Annotated in this window: 18 protein-coding genes and 2 pseudogenes; 16 read left to right on the top strand and 4 right to left on the bottom strand. The window is 46.3% G+C overall.

Annotated features, from left to right (window positions below; all coding sequences use genetic code 11):
- The first annotated feature begins 54 nt into the window (after positions 1-54).
- From NYR53_RS10490 to NYR53_RS10515, 5 genes and pseudogenes are all read left to right on the top strand, one after another.
- Complete coding sequence (locus NYR53_RS10490; RefSeq protein WP_261305110.1) at positions 55-1,608, top strand: type 2 periplasmic-binding domain-containing protein; 1,554 nt, start codon at positions 55-57, stop codon at positions 1,606-1,608.
- A gap of 83 nt (positions 1,609-1,691) precedes the next feature.
- A complete protein-coding gene (locus tag NYR53_RS10495) occupies positions 1,692-3,986 on the top strand; it encodes an FAD-dependent oxidoreductase (protein ID WP_261305111.1) in 2,295 nt (764 codons plus the stop codon).
- Positions 3,987-4,161: 175 nt separating this feature from the next.
- On the top strand, positions 4,162-6,426 hold the full coding sequence (locus NYR53_RS10500) for a glycoside hydrolase family 2 TIM barrel-domain containing protein (protein ID WP_261305112.1): 2,265 nt from the start codon (positions 4,162-4,164) through the stop codon (positions 6,424-6,426).
- A 254-nt stretch (positions 6,427-6,680) separates the two neighbouring features.
- Positions 6,681-7,193, top strand: a pseudogene (gene sigK, locus NYR53_RS10510) (RNA polymerase sporulation sigma factor SigK); the annotation flags it as partial.
- Positions 7,194-7,274: 81 nt separating this feature from the next.
- Positions 7,275-7,949 carry an ABC transporter ATP-binding protein gene (locus tag NYR53_RS10515; RefSeq protein WP_290428992.1) on the top strand — a complete coding sequence of 225 codons (675 nt, stop codon included), beginning with the start codon at positions 7,275-7,277 and terminating at the stop codon, positions 7,947-7,949.
- A gap of 418 nt (positions 7,950-8,367) precedes the next feature.
- Here the strand turns inward: NYR53_RS10515 and NYR53_RS10520 are convergent.
- A pseudogene (locus NYR53_RS10520) lies at positions 8,368-8,592 on the bottom strand (DDE-type integrase/transposase/recombinase); the annotation flags it as partial.
- A 487-nt stretch (positions 8,593-9,079) separates the two neighbouring features.
- Here NYR53_RS10520 and NYR53_RS10530 point away from each other — a divergent pair.
- A complete protein-coding gene (locus tag NYR53_RS10530; RefSeq protein WP_261305113.1) occupies positions 9,080-10,252 on the top strand; it encodes a glycoside hydrolase family 88 protein in 1,173 nt (390 codons plus the stop codon).
- Between the two features lie 44 nt (positions 10,253-10,296).
- Here NYR53_RS10530 and NYR53_RS10535 read toward each other — a convergent pair whose 3' ends face one another.
- Entirely contained in the window at positions 10,297-11,181 is an 885-nt protein-coding gene (locus tag NYR53_RS10535; protein ID WP_261305114.1) for an AraC family transcriptional regulator, read from the bottom strand.
- 458 nt (positions 11,182-11,639) lie between these two features.
- On the opposite strand from NYR53_RS10535, the gene NYR53_RS10540 reads away from it, so the two are divergent.
- Both NYR53_RS10540 and NYR53_RS10545 read left to right on the top strand, forming a co-directional pair.
- Positions 11,640-12,596, top strand: a complete 957-nt coding sequence (locus NYR53_RS10540) for a sigma-70 family RNA polymerase sigma factor (RefSeq protein WP_261305115.1) — start codon at positions 11,640-11,642, stop codon at positions 12,594-12,596.
- A 76-nt stretch (positions 12,597-12,672) separates the two neighbouring features.
- Positions 12,673-13,098 carry an SRPBCC family protein gene (locus NYR53_RS10545; protein WP_261305116.1) on the top strand — a complete coding sequence of 142 codons (426 nt, stop codon included), beginning with the start codon at positions 12,673-12,675 and terminating at the stop codon, positions 13,096-13,098.
- Between the two features lie 79 nt (positions 13,099-13,177).
- Here the strand turns inward: NYR53_RS10545 and NYR53_RS10550 are convergent, their stop codons facing one another.
- Entirely contained in the window at positions 13,178-13,594 is a 417-nt protein-coding gene (locus NYR53_RS10550; RefSeq protein ID WP_261305117.1) for a VOC family protein, read from the bottom strand.
- Positions 13,595-13,984: 390 nt separating this feature from the next.
- On the opposite strand from NYR53_RS10550, the gene NYR53_RS10555 reads away from it, so the two are divergent.
- The 8 genes from NYR53_RS10555 (at position 13,985) to NYR53_RS10590 (ending at position 19,401) form a co-directional block, all read left to right on the top strand.
- On the top strand, positions 13,985-14,464 hold the full coding sequence (locus NYR53_RS10555) for an SDR family NAD(P)-dependent oxidoreductase (RefSeq protein ID WP_261305118.1): 480 nt from the start codon (positions 13,985-13,987) through the stop codon (positions 14,462-14,464).
- A gap of 142 nt (positions 14,465-14,606) precedes the next feature.
- Complete coding sequence (locus NYR53_RS10560; RefSeq protein WP_261305119.1) at positions 14,607-14,945, top strand: hypothetical protein; 339 nt, start codon at positions 14,607-14,609, stop codon at positions 14,943-14,945.
- A gap of 278 nt (positions 14,946-15,223) precedes the next feature.
- On the top strand, positions 15,224-15,862 hold the full coding sequence (locus tag NYR53_RS10565; RefSeq protein ID WP_261305120.1) for a cell wall hydrolase: 639 nt from the start codon (positions 15,224-15,226) through the stop codon (positions 15,860-15,862).
- Positions 15,863-16,079: 217 nt separating this feature from the next.
- Positions 16,080-16,307, top strand: coding sequence for a hypothetical protein (locus NYR53_RS10570; RefSeq protein ID WP_028554780.1), 228 nt, complete (start codon positions 16,080-16,082; stop codon positions 16,305-16,307).
- 244 nt (positions 16,308-16,551) lie between these two features.
- On the top strand, positions 16,552-16,821 hold the full coding sequence (locus tag NYR53_RS10575; RefSeq protein WP_261305121.1) for an HAD family hydrolase: 270 nt from the start codon (positions 16,552-16,554) through the stop codon (positions 16,819-16,821).
- A 190-nt stretch (positions 16,822-17,011) separates the two neighbouring features.
- Positions 17,012-17,461 carry a GNAT family N-acetyltransferase gene (locus NYR53_RS10580; protein ID WP_261305122.1) on the top strand — a complete coding sequence of 150 codons (450 nt, stop codon included), beginning with the start codon at positions 17,012-17,014 and terminating at the stop codon, positions 17,459-17,461.
- Between the two features lie 357 nt (positions 17,462-17,818).
- Complete coding sequence (locus tag NYR53_RS10585; RefSeq protein WP_056626071.1) at positions 17,819-18,169, top strand: YciI family protein; 351 nt, start codon at positions 17,819-17,821, stop codon at positions 18,167-18,169.
- A 5-nt stretch (positions 18,170-18,174) separates the two neighbouring features.
- Positions 18,175-19,401, top strand: a complete 1,227-nt coding sequence (locus NYR53_RS10590) for an RNA polymerase sigma factor (RefSeq protein WP_261306325.1) — start codon at positions 18,175-18,177, stop codon at positions 19,399-19,401.
- A 77-nt stretch (positions 19,402-19,478) separates the two neighbouring features.
- Here NYR53_RS10590 and NYR53_RS10595 read toward each other — a convergent pair whose 3' ends face one another.
- Entirely contained in the window at positions 19,479-19,601 is a 123-nt protein-coding gene (locus tag NYR53_RS10595) for a hypothetical protein (protein WP_261305123.1), read from the bottom strand.
- Between the last annotated feature and the right edge of the window lie 90 nt (positions 19,602-19,691).

Here is a 19,691-nt window from a genome sequence, read left to right on the forward strand (position 1 = left end):
GTGACCGATGCTTGTCAAATTCAATAAATAAGAAAAATAGAAGGGTTGATCAAGATGAAGAAATTAAGGGGCTTAACAAAGGTTCTAGCCATGACGCTTCCTGTTGTTGTCATCATGGCCGGATGCTCTAAAGGGGCAGAAACCGGCCAAACAGCTGCAACTAATGCACCAACAACAAGCAAAGCACCAGCAGCACCAGTGAAAATTGAATGGATGGAAGTAGGGTGGGGCACGAATGTTCCTTCTAGCGATGACTTCGTCAAGACGGAATTGGATAAAAAATTAGGAACAAACCTTATTTTAACGACTCCGGCTACAAATGAAGATTATCAGAACCAGTTGAATGTTCGCTTGGCTGGCGGGACTCCTCCGGATGTTTATCAAATCTTGAATAGGGAGAGCCTGCTTAAAAGTGTTGGGACGGATAGTTTGATAGATCTAACCCCCTACTTGAAAACCAAGTTGAAACCGTTTGCTGACTTTGTTGGTGAGGATACACTGAATAACGATAAGGTAGACGGAAAGCTATACACCATTACCAAGAAACCGGGTGTTAGTTCCAACAGTTATTGGCTCCGCAAAGATTGGCTGGATAATTTAAATTTGAAAGCACCTGTTACGTTGGATGATTTGTATGCGGTTGCGAAAGCCTTTACGAATGATGATCCTGATAAAAATGGCAAGAAGGATACCTATGCGATTACGGGATCAGGATTTGATGCCTTCACCGTTATTTATGGAGCGTTTGGCGTAGGCTCTCCTATTCCGAACAACGGTTTGCCGGAAATCTATGTAAAAGATAAGAAGATGGTAAGCTCACTTTATGATCCCAATATGAAAAACGCGCTAGCTTTCATTAAAAAAATGATTGATGCAGGGCTTGTAGACCCTGAATTGCTTGCGTCCACGGGTCAGCAATATGTTCAGAAAGCCATTCAAGGCAAGGCAGGAATGGGTAATTTTTCATGGACAGATCTAGCGAAGGATGCGCCTGCGAAGCAAATCAAGGAGGTCAATCCTAAGGCAGAATGGATGCAGATTGCACCTCCCAAAGGGCCGGGTGGCCAGTATGATGTTTCCACAGGAAAAGGAACATCCTTTACTTTGTTTGGAATTCCCAAAGCATTAGAGAAGGATACGGCCAAACTAGATAAAATTTTTGAATACATTAATTACGTATCCTCCAAAGAGGGCAATCGTCTGGTCAGTTATGGCGTGGAGGGACGGCATTATACGTTAAATGGCGAAAAAGTAGTTCCTACAGATTTATTGGCTAAGGAGGGGGCTTATACATGGCTCTACCAAATGACAGGTCGTCCTGAAGCTGAGTACCTGCAAACGAAATTTCCTACTCAAGCCCCGTTGATTGACTTTGTGCAGAAACAGCCGAGACTGACAGCGTACAATGGTCTGCTTAACCCGCCAGCGGACTTTATGGCTGCTGATGCCACCAGATTTATTAAAGAAGAATTGTCTAAATTTATTTACGGTAAAACCCCGTTGGATAAATACGATGAATTCTTGAAGAATTTGGAAACGAAATTCAAATATAATCTGTATTTGGATGCAGCACAAAAACGCTTGAAAGAACTTGGTTATACAAACTAATTTATAATTTGCATGTAAGGAGGGAGGGGACTTGTTCCTTCCCTCCTTACATGTTCATCGTAAGAAAATCGGAGGCTAAGAAGATGACAGTTAATAAACAGGAACAATACGATGTGGTTGTCTGCGGCGGTGGATTGGCGGGCTTCTGCACGGCGGTATCGGCAGCTAGGCACGGAGCAAAAACTTGCATCATCCAGGACCGTCCGGTTTTTGGTGGAAATAGTTCCTCGGAAGTGTGCGTTACGCCACACGGGGCGGCTGCTTTTCATGCATATGCGCGAGAAACCGGCATCATTTCGGAACTGCTCATCGAAGAGCGCGCGCGCAACCACGCACCGATCCTTGAGAACGGCTGGACGAATAGCGTTTGGGATATGACGATGTACGATATGGCGATGAGTACGCCGAATTTGTCGTTTCACTTAAATACTTCTATCGTCTCCGTGCTGAAAAGCAGTGACCGTACCATCAGCGCTGTTGTGGCGCGGGTGGCCAATGCGGAAACGGAGATTACGATCGAAGGCAAAATTTTTGTCGACTGTACAGGCGATGGAATTGTCGCCGATCAGGCTGGATGCGAATGGCGGTGGGGTACAGAGGCTCTAGATGAATTTAACGAACCGCATGCTCCGCTCGAGGCAAGCAAAGATACGATGGGCAATTCCATTCATTTCAGGGCCAAGGATATGGGGCGGCCGGTTCCGTTTCAAGCGCCGGAATGGGCGGTCAAGCATGAAGATCCGGATTACTTCTACAAGCAGGGTAGGCCTTTTCAAAGTCTGCATGGAGGATACTGGTGGATCGAGATCGGCGTACCGTGGAATACCATTTACGATTCCGAGAATATTCGGCACGAATTGACGCGTCATGTCCTTGGCATATGGGACTGGATTAAAAACAAGGATCCGGAGATGAAGGATAAAGCGGCCAATTATGCGCTGGACTGGATCGGGCAGGTGCCAGGTAAAAGGGAGAGCCGCCGCATTATGGGACAATATTTTATGACCGAACACGATCCGGCTAACAAAACGGTATTTCCGGATGAGATAGCCTTTGGCGGTTGGTTCATTGATCTGCATACGCCAGGCGGTCTGCTCGCGCCGACAGCCGAGCCCGCAAGTGCGGAGGGATACACGGAAACAAGTGAATATGCGATTAAGAGCTATTGCGGTCCTTATGGCATTCCGCTTCGGATCACGATTGCCAAGGATATTGATAATCTGATGATGGCGGGACGCAATGTAAGTGTGACGCATGCAGCGTTGGGAACGGTCCGTGTCATGTCGACGACGGCACTTATTGGGCAGGCAGTTGGAACCTCGGCAGCCATTGCTTTGCAAAGAGGTTTAGCGCTTGCTGACCTGCCGAGTCAGGCAATCCGTGAAGTCAAGCAAACGTTATTGCGCGACGGCTGCTTCCTGCTGAATACGGAGAACGAAGACGAGCTAGATCTCGCACGCAACGCGAGCGTTACAGCTAGCAGCCAAGCGGCTTGCTGCGGCTCTGAAGTGAACAAGGAGCTGCTCCAATCTGGTGAACTGGGGCATCATAGAGAGATTCTCCATCAGCGGAAGGGTCAATGGATTGCTATTTCGGAAGGAGTCTTGAATCGGGTTTCTGTTTGTGTGACGAATATGAGCGATACGCCTCAAATCGTTGAATCCAAAATCATCCCAGTTGATCATATTTGGGATTACCGTTGCGAAGCGAACCCGCCGATTGCCACAACAGAACTGCACATCATGCCAGGGAAATATCAATGGATTGATTGGGATGTGCAGCTGAGTAAAGCAGATGGGCTGAAGTCAGGAAGCTATGCTCGCTTGGATTTACTTGCGAATCCACAAATTGCATGGCATTGCGGGGACGGGATTGTGCCAGGTCATACATGTGCATATGAAATGGGCCAAGGAAAGATGCGACGGGATTGGAACGGGCCGACACGCAGCTTCCGAGTGGACCCTCCGCAGCACGCGTACAGTCCTGAGCACGTTATCAACGGAGTAACGCGTCCTTATCGTTTTACGAACCTATGGCGTTCTGATTCGAGTGAGTCGCTTCCTCAGTGGCTTGAACTGAAATGGGAAGAGCAACAATCTATTGGACAGATTGAGCTAACGTTCCCCGGCAACATCCTTTGGGAATATCATGGGTATGCTCCGTTCCATCGCGATCCGCAGTGTCCGAAGGATTACCGCCTTGAGGCATTTGTAAACGGTGAGTGGGAGCAAGTGCTTGAGGTAAAGGGGAATTATCAACGTCATTGCCGTCATACGCTGGAACAGCCTGTTCTAACCCAAAAGCTGCGTGTCGTTATTGATACAACCAATGGGGATCCGTCGGCAGCTATCTATGAGATTCGTTGCTACCAAGCTTGATTCCATCTGTAAGAGGTCTGGCCGACGAATATCAAGAAATAAGCTTGTGATCTGATAAACTAGCACAACGGCATATGCAACGTTCGTGATTGGATCGCTTTCTTCACACGCTTGCATATGCCCTTTTGTGCGATTTAATAAGGGGAAGACTGCTAAAAAGAAAGGGATTAAGCCTATGAGACAGATTTTTAATTTTAACACGGAGTGGTTGTTCTGTGCCCAGGATGAGCCGCAAAGCAAACACAAGAACTATAAAGATGATCATTTCGAGGAGGTTAATCTCCCGCATACCAATAAACTAGTTCCTCATCACTATTTTAGCGAATCGGACTATCAGTTTGTTTCTTGGTATCGGCGTCACATTGAGGTCCCTGCGGACTGGACGGGGAAAAGTCTAATTGTGGAGTTCGATGGTGTGATGTCTGTAACGGAGGTTTATGTCAATGGAGCCTTAGTAGGTGAGCATCAAGGGGGTTATACTTCCTTTTCATTCGAGATAAGCGAATGGGTTATATGTGGGGAATCCAACGTGATTGCTGTCAGAGTTGATTCGACACGTAGACCAGATATCCCGCCGGAAGGGCGATTGGTCGATTATATGCTGTTCGGTGGCATCTATCGGAATGTCCGACTTATCGTAACGAACGCTGTGTATATCGAGTGGGCCTCTTATGAGTGGAAAGATGTGACTGCACAGGAAGCTTCGATGGATGGCACATTTCGGATTAACAATCGGGGTGAAGCGAGGACACTTATGCTGCACACCTCATTGCTCTCTCCCCTGGGTAAAGTCATTGAGCAAGTCATCACGCCAATCATCGCGGAAGCCGGGGAAACAGAAGTGAGTCAGCTGACGCTGCACGTGAAAAACCCGCATTTGTGGAACATCGACGATCCCTATTTGTATGTAGTGAGGACGTCCTTGTGTGACACGGGGGTGGATAGCGCCCAAAACGATGTTCTGAATACCAGGGTGGGTATACGTAGTGCCGAGTTCCGTAAGGACGGGAAATTCTATCTCAATGGCCGTCCGCTCCAGCTGCGAGGCTTGAATCGCCATCAGATGTTCCCGTATTTGGGAGGCGCGATGTGTGAAAGGGGGCAGCGCAAAGATGCGGATATTTTAAAAGAGGAGTTAGGGCTCAACTTCGTTCGCTCCTCTCATTATCCAGCGGATCCCTCGTTTCTTGATCGTTGTGATGAGATTGGCTTGCTTGTGTTCGAGGAGCTGCCAGGCTGGCAATACATTGGTGATGCGGAGTGGAAGAACAAGGCGCTAGTTCAGCTGGAGGAAATGATCGTACGTGATCGCAATCACCCTTCGATCTTCTTGTGGGGCGTTCGTATCAATGAGTCTCAGGACGATACTGAGTTCTATTTGCGGACAAATGCGCTTGCGCACAAGTTGGATCCATCACGGGCTACTGGTGGCGTGCGCTGCATACAAGACAGCGAGTTTCTGGAAGATGTTTTTACGTACAACGATTTCTCACGCAATCGGGAAGGGAAAATCCTGCAGCCAAACCATTCGCCGTATCTCATTACGGAATATATGGGGCATATGTATCCGACGAAGTCGTATGACAGTGTGGAGCGGCAAATCAAACACGCGCTTGGTCATGCTCGTATTCAGAATGGGCAATACGGCGTTCCTCACATAGCAGGAGCAGCTGGATGGTGTGCCTTCGATTATAATACGCACCAGGATTTCGGTTCCGGTGATCGCATTTGCTATCATGGCGTCTGTGATATTTTCCGACTGCCGAAGTTTGCCGCACATTTTTACAGCAGTCAGCAGGAACCTAGCAAGCAGCCTGTCGTATTTATTGCCCGTTATTTGATCCCGTCCTTTAATGAGGACTTTCGGGATGTCGTTCCTGTATTTTCGAATTGTGAAGAAGCAGATTTATTTATTAATGGGGTTAAGGTTGCCTCAGAGCGCCCCGACTATGTGAATTATCCTAGCTTGCCCCATCCGCCGATTATGTTCACAGGCTGCAGTTGGTGGGAGTGGGGATCGAGTCTGCTAACGAGTCTCAAGGTTGTTGGCAAAATCGGCGGTATCGCAGTAGCCGAGCATGAGCTGTTTCCGATGGGTATTCCAGATCACTTGGTCCTACAGGCGGACGATCTCGAGCTTATCGCAGACGGTGCAGATTGCACCCGAGTAGTAGTTGCTTTGCGAGACAGCAAAGGGCAGACGCTGCAGCTTGCTCATCATGTGGTTTCATTCCATATCGAGGGTCCAGCGAGATTGATTGGTGAGAATCCCTTCAGCTTGGAAGCTGGCAGAGGCGCAGTGTATATTCAGGCAACCAGAACGCCAGGGACAATTCGCTGCATAGCGATGGTGAAGGGGGGGATAACTGCTGAGGTGGTAATTCGATCGGGGGCGCTGCAAGCGCAAATCGTTCCTGTTCCACAGCGAAAAATTTATTAATGAATTCAACTGCAGAGAGGGCAGACGAATGGTAGTTACATTCAACCTGCCCTTTCCGATTGATTGTGTGGTGAAGCGCCCGAAAGAAAAGGAATCATTATTCGGCTTCAAATAGGGAGAAATTCGCTTGTCTTTTCCGGTTCAAACTCATGAACCCATCGCATGATCGCTGTATGAGCGATATGTAAGCCCCGCTCTTCCAACATCGAAAGAGCTGCTGGGCATTGTGAACAGGATTTACGTTGCTTTGAGTTCACAATGTCAAAAAATTCGACAATACAGGGGAAGATTTGGAGGATTTGATTAGCATTGGGACGATCGGATTGATCAAAGCCATCGAGTCGTTCTCGCCGAACAAAGGGACTAAGCTCGCGACTTTTGCAGCTCGCTGTATCGAGAACGAGATTCTAATGCATTTACGCTCGCTGAAAAAGACGAGGAAAGATGTGTCCTTGCATGACCCTATCGGAACGGACAAAGAGGGAAATGAAATTACTTTAATTGATATCCTCGGCACGCAGGCCGACGATGTGGTGGATAAGGTACAGCTCAAAATAGAGAAGAGTAAAATCTATCGGAACTTGGAAATCTTGGACGATCGCGAGAAGGAGGTCGTCGTTGGCCGGTTTGGGTTGGAGCTTGGTGGTGAAGAGCGGACACAGAGGGAGATTGCGAAGGAGCTGGGAATCAGTCGCAGCTATGTGTCGAGGATTGAGAAAAGGGCGCTCATGAAGCTGTATCATGAGTTTTATAAGGCGAAGCGGTAAGATATCAGGTAACAGTAGATTTGATGAATCGCATTTCTTCATTGTTTGGGATCTTGGGATCGCTAAATGGAGGAGAATGGTATGAGCATAATTCAAATCGATCATGTCTGTAAGCAATATGTGATGGGTGGGGAAACCATACGTGCGCTCGACGTTGTGACCTTGGAAATTGAACAAGGAGAAATTGTCGCAATTATGGGCCCGTCAGGCTCGGGGAAATCAACACTGATGAATATCATCGGCTGTTTGGATGTCTCAGATACGGGATCGTATGTTCTAGATGGCAAGGCGATTAACCAGATGAAGGATGCACAGTTGGCTGAGATTCGGAATCGGAAAATCGGATTTGTTTTTCAAAGCTTTAATTTGCTTCCAAGATTGAGTGCGTACGAGAATGTGGAGTTGCCGCTGATTTATCGGGGAATGACGAGGAAGGAACGAGAGCCGCTTGTTATGAAGGCGTTGGAAGCAGTGGACTTAATAGATCGAAGGAAACATATGCCTTCGGAGTTATCCGGCGGACAGCAGCAGCGTGTGGCGATCGCTCGCACGTTAGCGGGAGATCCGGACATTATTTTGGCGGATGAGCCGACGGGGGCGCTGGACTCGAAGACGGGCATTGAGATCATGGATATTTTCACGAGATTGAATGATCAAGGTCGGACGATTATTTTAATCACGCATGATCATGTGATCGCGCAGCAGGCGAAGCGAGTTGTAAGGTTTCGGGATGGGCGGTTGTTGGAGAGCGTTTAGTTGGTGAAGAATGGGACCAGGACTCCTTGGGAAATAGGGGGTTCCGGTTTGTTTTTCTTGTTGTAAGCAGAAGATAAAGCGCTTCCATCGTCCAAAAGCGCGAGAGGGGGGTCAGAAGGAGTTGATGCGATTGGATAAGGCTGGTAAACCAGCTACGGGCGAATACCCAACTGGGATTTTGCAATAAAAACATTCATGACCCTCGTCGGGTCACAAGCTATAATGAAAATTTATCATAGCTTTTTTGGTTCTGGTGCAAGGATTAAAAAAGTTCACAGTTACCCGACAAACTATACTTTGTCTATGCCACTAAACCAAATATCTTATTGAGCCATTCAACAGCAGAGAGGACAGACGAATTATCATTGGCCTGCCCTTTCCTTATCATATGCAAGGCCTCAATTCCCTTTAACGATTTTTCAGATAACATGAAATCAATGGTTTTCCCCATAGAATCAACTGCCCGGTATAGATACTTCCACTGACCTTTGACTTTGATGTAGGTTTCGTCAGTCCTCCAAGAATCGTTTGTAGGTTTCAAAAAGGGACGGATTCATTTGTCGATTTCGGATCCAAATTCATGGACCCATCTCATGATCGTTGTATGAGAAATCTTTAATCCTCGTTCGCTCATCATTTCAATAGTTTTGCACCACAACTCATACAGGTACTATTTCCAGGAATTCAATAACGACCCGGTGTTTCTTTCCCAATAAAGTTAGTAAGATCCGATGTTTCAACATCATACATAACTTCAATTTCTTTTTAAAACAGAAGCTTCTCTTTTTCGAGTAAGTTAGAAAGAGATAGTTGTTGTTTTGGTTGTTGTTCTTCTGCATTTAGAACTCTCTTTAGCCCAGCAACATAGTTTTTTAAAGGGCGACCACCAACGATTTTAACCCCTTTATTTTCTTCATTAACAATGATAATAGTAGGAGCCCTCTAGCACCAATTTTTCTAGTTAGTGAGAAGTCTTCATTTTATATAATTCGCAAGCGTCAAATCCAGCACACCTAAGCTTTCTCTTATTGTGGAGCCGTATAGTGCAATAAAGGAACATTTTTGGTTTATTTACGGCAACATTAGCTATTAACAACGGGCTATAATTGAACTAAGAACAAATCGATGTGATGAAAGAAGGTAATGAGAAATTGTTACAAGCAAACGATCAGCAATGGCTACAGGACGTCATTGGCAAGTTTAAAGCTAAAATGGAATGGGTTAGCGTAAAATCCAAGCTTAAAATCCCTTATACAACGGTAAATGGCACATATGACGACCGTGCAACAGAAAACCCGACGGGAGACTTGGCAGATGGAATTAACTGGTGGACTAACGGTTTTTGGGGTGGCATGATGTGGCTGATGTATCACCAGACCGGCAGAGAGGAATACAAAAAAATCGCGGAGATCTCTGAAGAAAAGCTGGATCGGTGCTTTGAGGAATACTATGGGCTGCACCATGATGTCGGGTTTATGTGGCTGCCGACAAGTGTAGCAAATTATAGATTGACAAAGAATCCGGAATCGAGAAAACGTGCCTTGCATGCGGCGAACCTTCTGGCTGGACGGTTCAACTTGGCCGGCGGTTTTATCCGGGCTTGGAACGATTTGCAGGAGGGGGATACGAGAGGCTGGGCTATTATTGATTGCATGTTAAATATTCCGCTTCTCTACTGGGCTTCGGAAGAAACGAAGGATCCCCGCTTTAAGCAAATCGCGATGAAGCATGCAGATACCGCGATTGATGCCTTTGTCAGATCGGATGGCTCTGTCAATCATATTGTGGAATTTGATCCTGAACATGGTGGCGTTGTTCGTACTTATGGCGGCCAAGGGTATGAAGAAGGGTCATCGTGGACCAGAGGCCAGGCTTGGGGATTGTATGGGTTTATGATGAGCTATATTCATACGCAGAAGGACGAATATTTACAGACGGCAAAACGAATCGCGCATTATTTCATGGCCAATATTCCGGAAGATGGCGTCATTCCGGTCGATTTCAGACAGCCGGTAGAACCAAGACTGGAAGACGATACGGCAGCTGTTGTTGCAGCCTGCGGGTTAATCGAGATTGCGAAGGTCGTCGGCACATATGAGCAGCGCCTCTTTATTGATGCAGCGGTTAAACTGCTCATAGCGGTCGATAAGCGCAGCGATTGGACACAAGCGTCGGACGCCATTGTTCAATACGGATCCGGGTCGTATCATGTGAAGAAACACCATCACCCGATTATTTATGGTGATTATTATTTCATGGAAGCAATCTTCAAGTTAAAGGGCAATGACTTGTATCTCTGGTAGGCTCACTCCGGCTGGCTCCATCCTCATATTGGAGGTTCATATCTTTATTCGAGTTCTCGGGATGCAGTCCGGTATTTAAGTGGTGTCGTCCCAATAACTTTTTTGAACAGTCGGATGAAATAGGAGACGTTAGGGTATCCGACTTCTGCGGAGATCCGTTCTACGGAATATTCGGAGTTCTGCAGTAGTCGGCATGCCTGCTTGATCCTTCTTGCCGTAATATATTCTGACAAATTGCCTCCGGTCTCCCGTTGGAATAACCGGGAAATATAGAACTTGGAGAGATGTAGCCGTTCTGCTATCGCCTCCAGATGAATCCCTTCGGCGTAATGTTCTTCAACCCAGTCCATAATCCGTTCAGCATAAGAAAAAGGACGAACCTCGATCGCAGTGTCTTTCTGCTGCCGGGTCTCCGGGCAAGTGAAAGCAGCGGCCTCAAGAATGTGGAGAAGCAGTATCGTCATGTCTTCCTCTTCGTCGAGACCATTTTTTGTTTGGTATCTGTCATTGTACATCGCGAAAACTTGTTCCAGAAAGCCGAGTCGGGGCTGAAAATCGAGTGGCTCGGAATGCCGTACGCTTTTCCATAGCCGCTCAAAAATAGCGTGCCGAGACCGAAAAGGAAGCAGTGCCCGATTGAAGTAATGAGGATCAAAAAACATAATCGTCCGTACATATGGTGTGGCCTCGCTTACATTAGCGTAAACTTTATGAAGTTGAAAGGGTTGGAAGAAAAACATCATGCCTGGGCGCATTTCAAAAGTCTTCTGATTAGCGATTACAAATCCATTGCCTTGATGGATAAAAAGAATCTCGCAGCACTGGTGCCAGTGGTAAAAACCCGGATAAGATGTCGTTGAACGGCTTGTCGGACCGTATAATAAAGGTCTATTTTGCAGCTGAACAGGTTCGAATAAATAGTTCATCATGTCCTCCGTCTAGATCGAGTTTAGTCCATATAGTATAGCAAGGCGGATTGAGAAATTAAACTAGCAACAAAGTGTGATGGATTTGATTGAGGCGCCAATAAAAAGGAGAGAGAGTTATGCAGGATTTATATGACGTTAAGGAATACGGTGCCAAAGGGATGGCATAACCGTTGACACAAAAGCCATTCAGCAAGCGATTAACAATTGCTTCGCGGCAGGCGGCGGGGCTGTTATATTAAAGGCCGGAACCTTTGTTTCCGGTACTCTTTTTTTGCGGGCCAATGTATATTTGCAGATCAATGCGTCGGCAATCTTGTTGGCTAGTCCCAATATAGGTAACTCTCCCAATTTTATCCATTAGTACTAAATCCTGCCTATTTATTCGGATTGAGGCTGTCCGCTTCATTGCATATAATGAAGGTACCACCCTTCGGGGAGATCAGTAAGGGAGGCCCACGATGAACGAGACCGCATTTGACGAACCATTATTTGCAAGCTTGAAGCCGGGCTTAACCTCGTTCTGTTACCGAATGCTAGGCTCCATGGACGATGCGGACGATGCCGTTCAGGAGACGAGTATTCGGGTCTGGCAGAGCTGGAGCACGTTCAGACAGGATTCCTCGTTCAAAACTTGGGTCTATCGGATTGCCTCCAACCTGTGCTTGGACAAGCTGAGACAATCCAAACGCCGCGCGCTTCCCGTTGACCTGTTCGACCCGGCCGTCGCCATCGTCGAGCCGCGCGACACGCTGCCGGACTCTGCCTGGATCTGGCCGTCTCCCGACTTTGGGGGCAATCCGGAGGATCGGCTCGTCCGCAGAGATACCCTTCAACTGTGCTTCATCGCTCTCCTGCAGAACTTGCCTTCGCGGCAGCGCGCGGTACTCATTTTGAAGGATGTATTTGAATGGTCCTCCAAGCAGATCGCGGAAACGTTGGCGATGTCGCCGACAGCGGTGAACAGCGCCTTGCAAAGAGCCCGAGAGACGATGGGCCGGGCGCAGCTTCGCTCGGATGAGCTCAGCAGCATGGACGTTCAACCGGAGCAGCAGCTGCTGTCTCGGTATGTGGAGGCCTTCGAGCAATTCGATATTGCTGCGCTCGTCGCGTTGTTCCACGAGGAAGGCTGCATGTCGATGCCGCCATTCGAGATGTGGATCCGAGGCAAGGAAGATTTGTCCGCCTTCTATTCGCTTACTCGCTGGCATTGCGAAGGTTCGCGATTTGTGCCCATTACGGTGAATGGCGGTTATCCGGCGTTGGCCCAGTATATGCCGAGCAAAGAGGGCTCTGGCCTGGTACCCTGGGGCATCCACGTCATCGAAACCAAAGAAAATCAAATCCTGCACGTTCAAAACTTCATTCATACGCCATTATTTTCGCGATTTGGGCTGCCTGAGCGAATTGACCAATGAATTTCGTCATTGGCTTACGTCTATATCATTGAGAATAACCAAACGACGAATATCATGAGAGAGGTGTCTATTTAAAATGGAAACGAGTCAACCGACGAAAGTAACCGTGCAAGTCGTCATTCAAGCCCCTGTCGAGAAGGTATGGCGCTATTGGACCGAGCCGGATCACATCACGAAGTGGAATCAAGCGTCCGAGGACTGGCATGCGCCGAGAGCCGAAAACGATCTGCGGGTCGGCGGCAAGTTTCTGACACGGATGGAAGCGAAGGATGGCAGCATGGGCTTTGATTTTGGCGGCGTCTACGATGTCGTGAATCGGCATGAGGCGATCGGCTACACCATGGAAGACGGAAGAAGAGTGGATATTGCTTTCGTCGATCAAGGGAATGAGACGAAGGTCATTGAAACGTTCGACGCGGAAAGCTCCAATCCCGTCGAGTTCCAGCAAGCAGGCTGGCAAGCGATCATGGACAATTTCAAAGCCTATACCGAACAAAACTAATCATCGCGAAGAAGACGCCGGGGAAGATGCCCGGCGTCTTTCTTTTTGAACCCTAGTACGAGCGTGCTCTCCGTTAGCCTTAACCTTGTGCCGCATCCATGTTCATGTAGTTAATGGCCCACAGATGGCCGTCCAAGTCCACGAAGCCCCAATGATACATGAACCCATGATCTTCAGGTTCAGCGTGCAATTTCCCGCCCAAGGAGACCGCGGTATTCACGATTTCATCGACCTTTTCCCGGCTCTCGAAGGCCAATGCGATCGTCATCTGCGCATACTTGCTCGTATCGACGGATTCCTTCTCCGTGAGCGTATTAAAGAATGCTTGATTGATCAGCATGATCTGCAGGTTGTCGCCGATCACGATGGCTACCGAATTCTCGTTCTCGGGGAATTGCGGGTTGAGCTCGAATCCGAGTCCGGTGAAGAACGCTTTTGATTGTTCTACGTTTTTTACAGGCAGGTTGAAGCTCGTGAATGCGGACGTTAATGCCATTTTCAAAACACCTCTTCGTCAAATTAGTTTGTGTTCATTTATGCCTTCGTTTATATAGACGACAGCCGATCCGGGAATTCATCGGTCTCATGGATTCGGAAGCGTAAATTTTTGAAAAATAACTTGGAATTGAGTTCGGATACCCGCCATTCCCGTAAGGTTGCTTATTCTTATTGTGCAGGGATAAAGATTGAACCTCTCTAAAAAGGAATTCGTCTGAATATATGACAATTAATGGGTGGGTATCGAGTGACGGAATGAGGAACGGTATGGAAATTAATGATAAACCGAAGTACGAAAGAAAAGTTCGAAACCGTCGCCATTTCAGTATTAGGTTAAATGTCTTTTTCATGCTTACATTTCTCCTGTTCTCTTCACTAATCGTACGTTTTGCTTATCGGTATTAAGCAGAGCACATTCATGAATATGACCGAGGAACTTTGGGATGAGACCTACGCATTAAATGTAAAAAGCATCCTTCTGTGTTCACAGGCGGTATTAAAAGACATGATTCCAAGAAAAAGTGGCAAAATTATTAATCTTTCTTCAGCAGCAGCTCGTATTGGTGGTTCAGGCGAAAGTATCCACTACGCCTCAACAAAAGGTGCGGTAAATACGATGACAGTTGGAATGTCTATGGAGTTTATTGAACATGGAATTATTGTAAATGGAGTCGCCCCCGGAATGGTTGAAACGCCATTCCATGATAAGTTTGCCCCTGATGAAAACCGTCTCGAACGATTAGTAGCCTCCGTTCCAATGAAACGTGCTGCAACTCCACTGGAAATAGCAGAAGTCATCTGCTTCCTTGCATCAGATGCTGCTAATTATATTTTAGGAGAAACCATTACCGTTAGCGGTGGTAGATGAAAATCTGCCACTTATTTTTTTCCAAGCCGTATTGAATTAATGGAATAGCCGCGAAAGGCTGCCGTTTTCTCAACTCCCTCAGGATAATGGAAGTAGGAAATATTAGCTACTAAGAGAAATTAATATTAAAGAGGTGCAGTTTATGAATAAAACATATGAAATTCAACCATTAAGATTAATGGGAAGATGGACAGTAGAATTAAATAACTTTTATGAATGCGAACCTGATAATTGCAATGATTTTGGTGCATATTTTGTTGAAGATTTATTGCAACTTACCAATAGTAAATATAATCTTGTTCTCGATTTAGGTTGGTATCCAGAAAGCAATATAAACGGTACTTATAAACTATTCTTAATTAATGATTATAATTGGGAAAAACCATTAGAATATTTTGAAAGTAGGAATACAAAAGCAATTGTAGATAAAATTGAGTATTGGACAAACTATGGTTTTTATCAAAAGTATCTAAAAGGATAATCCGATATTACTTAGGTATTTATAATTATATTGTGAGGAATTGCACTAAGCTAACTGAGAACGATAGTGGAGAAGCTAGTAAATTGGCAGAGCTCCTTTTTGTGATTTGCGACTCTTAATTGGTGTTTCTCCCGAAGTTTATAGGGACAGCTTGGTTCTGTTCCCCATTTTTTGAGCGTGTTAGGCGACATCTTGAGTCGGATCAACACCCCTAAATTTGTAATGCTGCATTCGTTGCCATATGCGGCGCGTAAAAGGAAGAGGAGGTTATCTTGAACATGAAGAAGAAACTACAAGCTCTTATCTGTGTCTGCTCCCTTGGTGTAATGGGGATAGCCGCACCAGTCGGTGCTCAATCGTTAGGACAAGGCACACAAAGTGACCAAGTACTGGATATGCAAGAACGATTAAGCGCACTCGGTTACTTTAAAACAGGAATTACCGGTTACTACGGTAACCAGACTAAGAATGCTGTAAAGAAATTTCAAGCCGGCTATGGCTTGTCAGTTGATGGTGAAGCCGATTCCTTAACTTTGTCTAAACTAAAAAATACGATTTCACCCAAACAGTCGGTGCTGGACGAATTGGCGCGAATAATTCATTCCGAAGCCCGAGGGGAGTCCTTTTTAGGACAAGTTGCCGTGGGAGCTGTCGTTCTTAATCGAGTCCAGTCCGAAAAATTTCCTGATTCCATCACTGAGGTTATTCATCAACCAGGTCAATTTTCAGCCGTTGATGATGGTCAGTTTAACCTTAAACCAAATTTGTCAGCCTATCGCGCGGCAAAAGCCGCTTTGAATGGTTTGGATCCAACAACTGGAGCCCTTTATTTTTACAATCCTGATATTGCCCAGGCATCTTGGAGCAAAAAAAGACCCGCCAAGATTACCATTGGTAATCACGTATTTACCCTTTAAGAGTAGGGACAAATGAAAAAAGTCGCGAATATCGCGGCTTTTTTTGCTGTTTAAATATAATTCTTAATTTCATAAAATGGTTAATTTAGATGATTTATGGCGGATTCGACGGTGTCGCTAGTCCCTACGGAATACACAACGCTGCAAGCCACAAAGCGCGGAACAACATCGAATTACTATGTTAGAACTCAAACGAATCTGACTTAGGAGTGTAGTTATGGAGAGTGAAATTGAATTGGCTGTGGAGAAAATTGAGCAATTAAATACGAGAAGTCAAAAAGCAATGATGGAGTTAATTCGAAAAAGCTTGAAAATGAACGATGACGAGTTCAATAAAGAACTGCTGTTAGCCTACGCTCATCAAAATCCAGTTCATATTTTGGAAATAACTATCGCTCTAAAATATGAAGAGATTATTAAAGCATTACCGGAGCAGTACGTTTAGAATTGTTGTTCTGGCAAGCCTGCAGCTGTTGTGAGATGAGATTTAACTTATCGGGTAAGTATTTGGCAAATGACCAGTAACCAGGACTACCGCTGAACGTTACTTCAATAAACTACAAAGTGACGCTGCCGCCGCGAAAACGAGTGGCAGCCTCATTAAGCTATTGGGCAGTAATGTTGCACAAGAGGTGTTTTTACCGCATAAGTCGAATATGTTTGAAACGTGTTGGTGGAGGTTGCTAAATGTGGATAATAAAGAAATAATTCTCGATGTTGCAGGCGTACTTGCTACCAATTTTTCTCCTCATTTTTGGCAAGAACTTTCGGAAGAGTCGAATACACCTTATGAAATGCTTTTTCATTTAAGAAAGGAAATGCGTGAAGAGTTATGGACTGGAAGGATACCAGAGGAGGGGTTCTGGGACCAGCTGCGCATGAAATTTCCTGCAATTAATATAGCGAACGATAGCTCAATAAAATACCAAAACAGGCTACCGCAGATTTATTCTCGGTAGCCTGTTCCGTTAACGGGCAGCTATCCAATGTTAATATCTTAGTTTTACAAATGACTACATAGATACGCCCTTATTAAACCGCTATAATATGCGAAGGACATAATGACCTTAAAATAAATAATTTCAATGATTTTTAAGGGGGCTCAACCTCTATGCTGTCTAAAAAAGAATAAAGGAGCTGTTACGTTAAATGAAACAGATTACTCTTCGCCAATCCCAAAATTCCGATGTTGAGACAATTGCTAATTTACGTGCAATTGTACTACGAAATGATTTAACTAGGTTAGGAAGGTTTGATGAAGAGAAGGTTCGTCAACGCTTCCGTAATTCATTTGACTCAGATCACACTTGGATTATTGAGTCAGATTCTTCTTTTGTTGGCTGCGTAGCTCTTAAACCAACGTTAGATGGTTATTTATTGGAACATTTCTATATTTATCCCAATTACCAAGGTAAAGGGGTCGGTAGTCATGTATTAAAAAAATTGCTTGAACAAAATGATGTAAAAGGAAAACGTGTAACATTAAATGTTTTACAAGGAAGCTCTGCTAAACGTCTTTATGAACGGTTTGGTTTTAAAGTTGAAAGTGAGGATCTCATAGACGTTTACATGTCTGTGAATGTAGAGGGAAATATCTGAACCTGAAGAGCATATAGAAACTGACGGATATTATATAGAGATCAGGTAATTCAATCCTTGGCATATGTTATTAAACTAACGCAGAACTATAGTTCAATATCAAAAGCTGCCGAGGCAGCCCTTCATTCAAATAACAGATAGGATATCCCCAATATGTGATATTATTTTAACATAATAGAATGACGAGAAATTTAATAACAAAGGTATGCTCCGGAGCAGAAATGGTAGCAAGCGACATCGGGCCATCTGACATTCAAAAAAATATTTTCGCATAATGTAGAAATCCATCGAACTGGATCGTCATTATAGTGAAGACATGAAACAGCCCCATTATGAATGTTGAGAGGAGCAAAAACCATGAATTACACACTGTTAATGTATGAAACGACGGAGGATTTCGCCAAACGAAAAGATCCGATTCACAAGGAGGCATATGCCGCAAGCTGGGCCCATTATGTCAAAGCGATGCTCGATTCAGGCATTGTTGTAAACGGTGCAGGTCTCGAGGCCCCCGAAACCGCAACCACGCTTAGCCTCAGGGGTGGTGAATTGCTGGTTCAGGATGGCCCGATCACCGAAACCAAGGAGCATCTTGGCGGTTTGATGATCATCGACGTACCAGATTTGGACACCGCATTGGAATGGGCAGCACGTTGTCCCGGTAGCTCGGTTGAGGTTCGCCCTAACTTGCATCCAGTTTCGTTATGAGCACCATGCATGCTCATCAACTGATTGAACAGACGGCCCGTGATTCCTACGGCCGTCTGGTTGCTTTTCTGGCTGTGCGCTGGCGTGACCTAGCCGCAGCGGAGGATGCGCTTGCCGACGCTTTCCTGGCCGCGCTTGAATCATGGCCTGCGACAGGAGTGCCAAATAATCCCGAGGCCTGGCTGCTTACTGCTGCGCAGCGCAGACTGATCGACAGTACCCGGCATGCCAGGGTGCATGCTGGTGTGGAACAGACTTTGATCGCAATGGCGAAAAATACGCAGAAATGGTCCGAAATCGAAGCGTCTTTTCCGGATGAACGGCTCAAGATGCTGTTCATTTGCGCCCATCCCGAAATTGATCCAGCCGTGCGTACACCGCTCATGCTCCAGTCTGTACTTGGCCTTGACGCAGCCCGCATTGCTTCTGCCTTCGTTGTTAAGCCTGCAACGATGGGGCAGCGGCTTACCCGCGCGAAAGCGAAACTGAAAAGCGGTGACATTATATTCGACTTGCCTGGGAAGGACGAATGGCCTGAGCGCCTTGAAGCTGTACTTGAAGCTGTCTATGCAGCCTATGGAAGCGGCTGGGATGATGTGGCAGGTGTAGATCCACGCCGGAAAGGAATGGCCGAAGAAGCGATTTTCATGGGAAGACTGATCTTACGGTTCATGCCGGGAGAACCGGAAGCGCTGGGATTAATGGCGCTTATGCTGCACTGCGAAGCACGCCGCCATGTGCGGCGCAATGAGGCAGGTGACTATGTTCCGATAACTGAACAGGATCATTCTCGTTGGTCAGTCATGATGATCGAGGAGGCGGAACATTGCCTTCGTGTTGCTGCGCAAGGAAACCGCATCGGGCGGTTCCAACTTGAAGCGGCGATTCAATCCGTGCACGCCCAGCGTGCCTGGACTGGCCGAACGGAGTGGGAAGCGATCGCATTGCTGTACGAGGGGCTCGTACGTATCGCGCCAACGATCGGCGCAATCGTCGGCCGGGCGGCAGCCGTTGCTGAGGCGCGTGGGGCCGAAATCGGGATGGCGCTGCTGAAAGAAGTGCCGGCCGATGCGGTCAAGAGCTATCAACCTTATTGGGCCCTAAGCGCCCATTTGTTCAAGCGGATGCAGAGGTTCGAACAAGCCCGTGCCGCGTACAGCCGCGCCATCGGATTGTGCATGGATCCCTCCATCCGCGAGTTTCTGGAGAAGCAAGCTGGAGAATGTGAGTAGTCAGGTCTGTCGTCATGGATGTATAAATCCAGGGACAGATCTTTTTTTGTTTTGTTCTCAAAATGCGATTGACATATTCACACGGGCTCCACGATAGTTACGGCATCAAGTTTCATTTCAATATTAACTTCAGATGTTTTGCCGATTTCGTTCGGTGAGATTGATCCGATAACAACACGCATCGTTGACGGCTGTGCCATGGATAATTTGCACCCGCTTATGATCACCGACGCAGCAGGCATAAGATAGCACGATTTACTAAAGTTTTTTGCTCACTTATGATTAAACTA

The sequence above is a fragment of the Paenibacillus andongensis genome, assembly GCF_025369935.1.
GTDB classification, from domain to species: Bacteria; Bacillota; Bacilli; order Paenibacillales; family NBRC-103111; genus Paenibacillus_E; species Paenibacillus_E andongensis.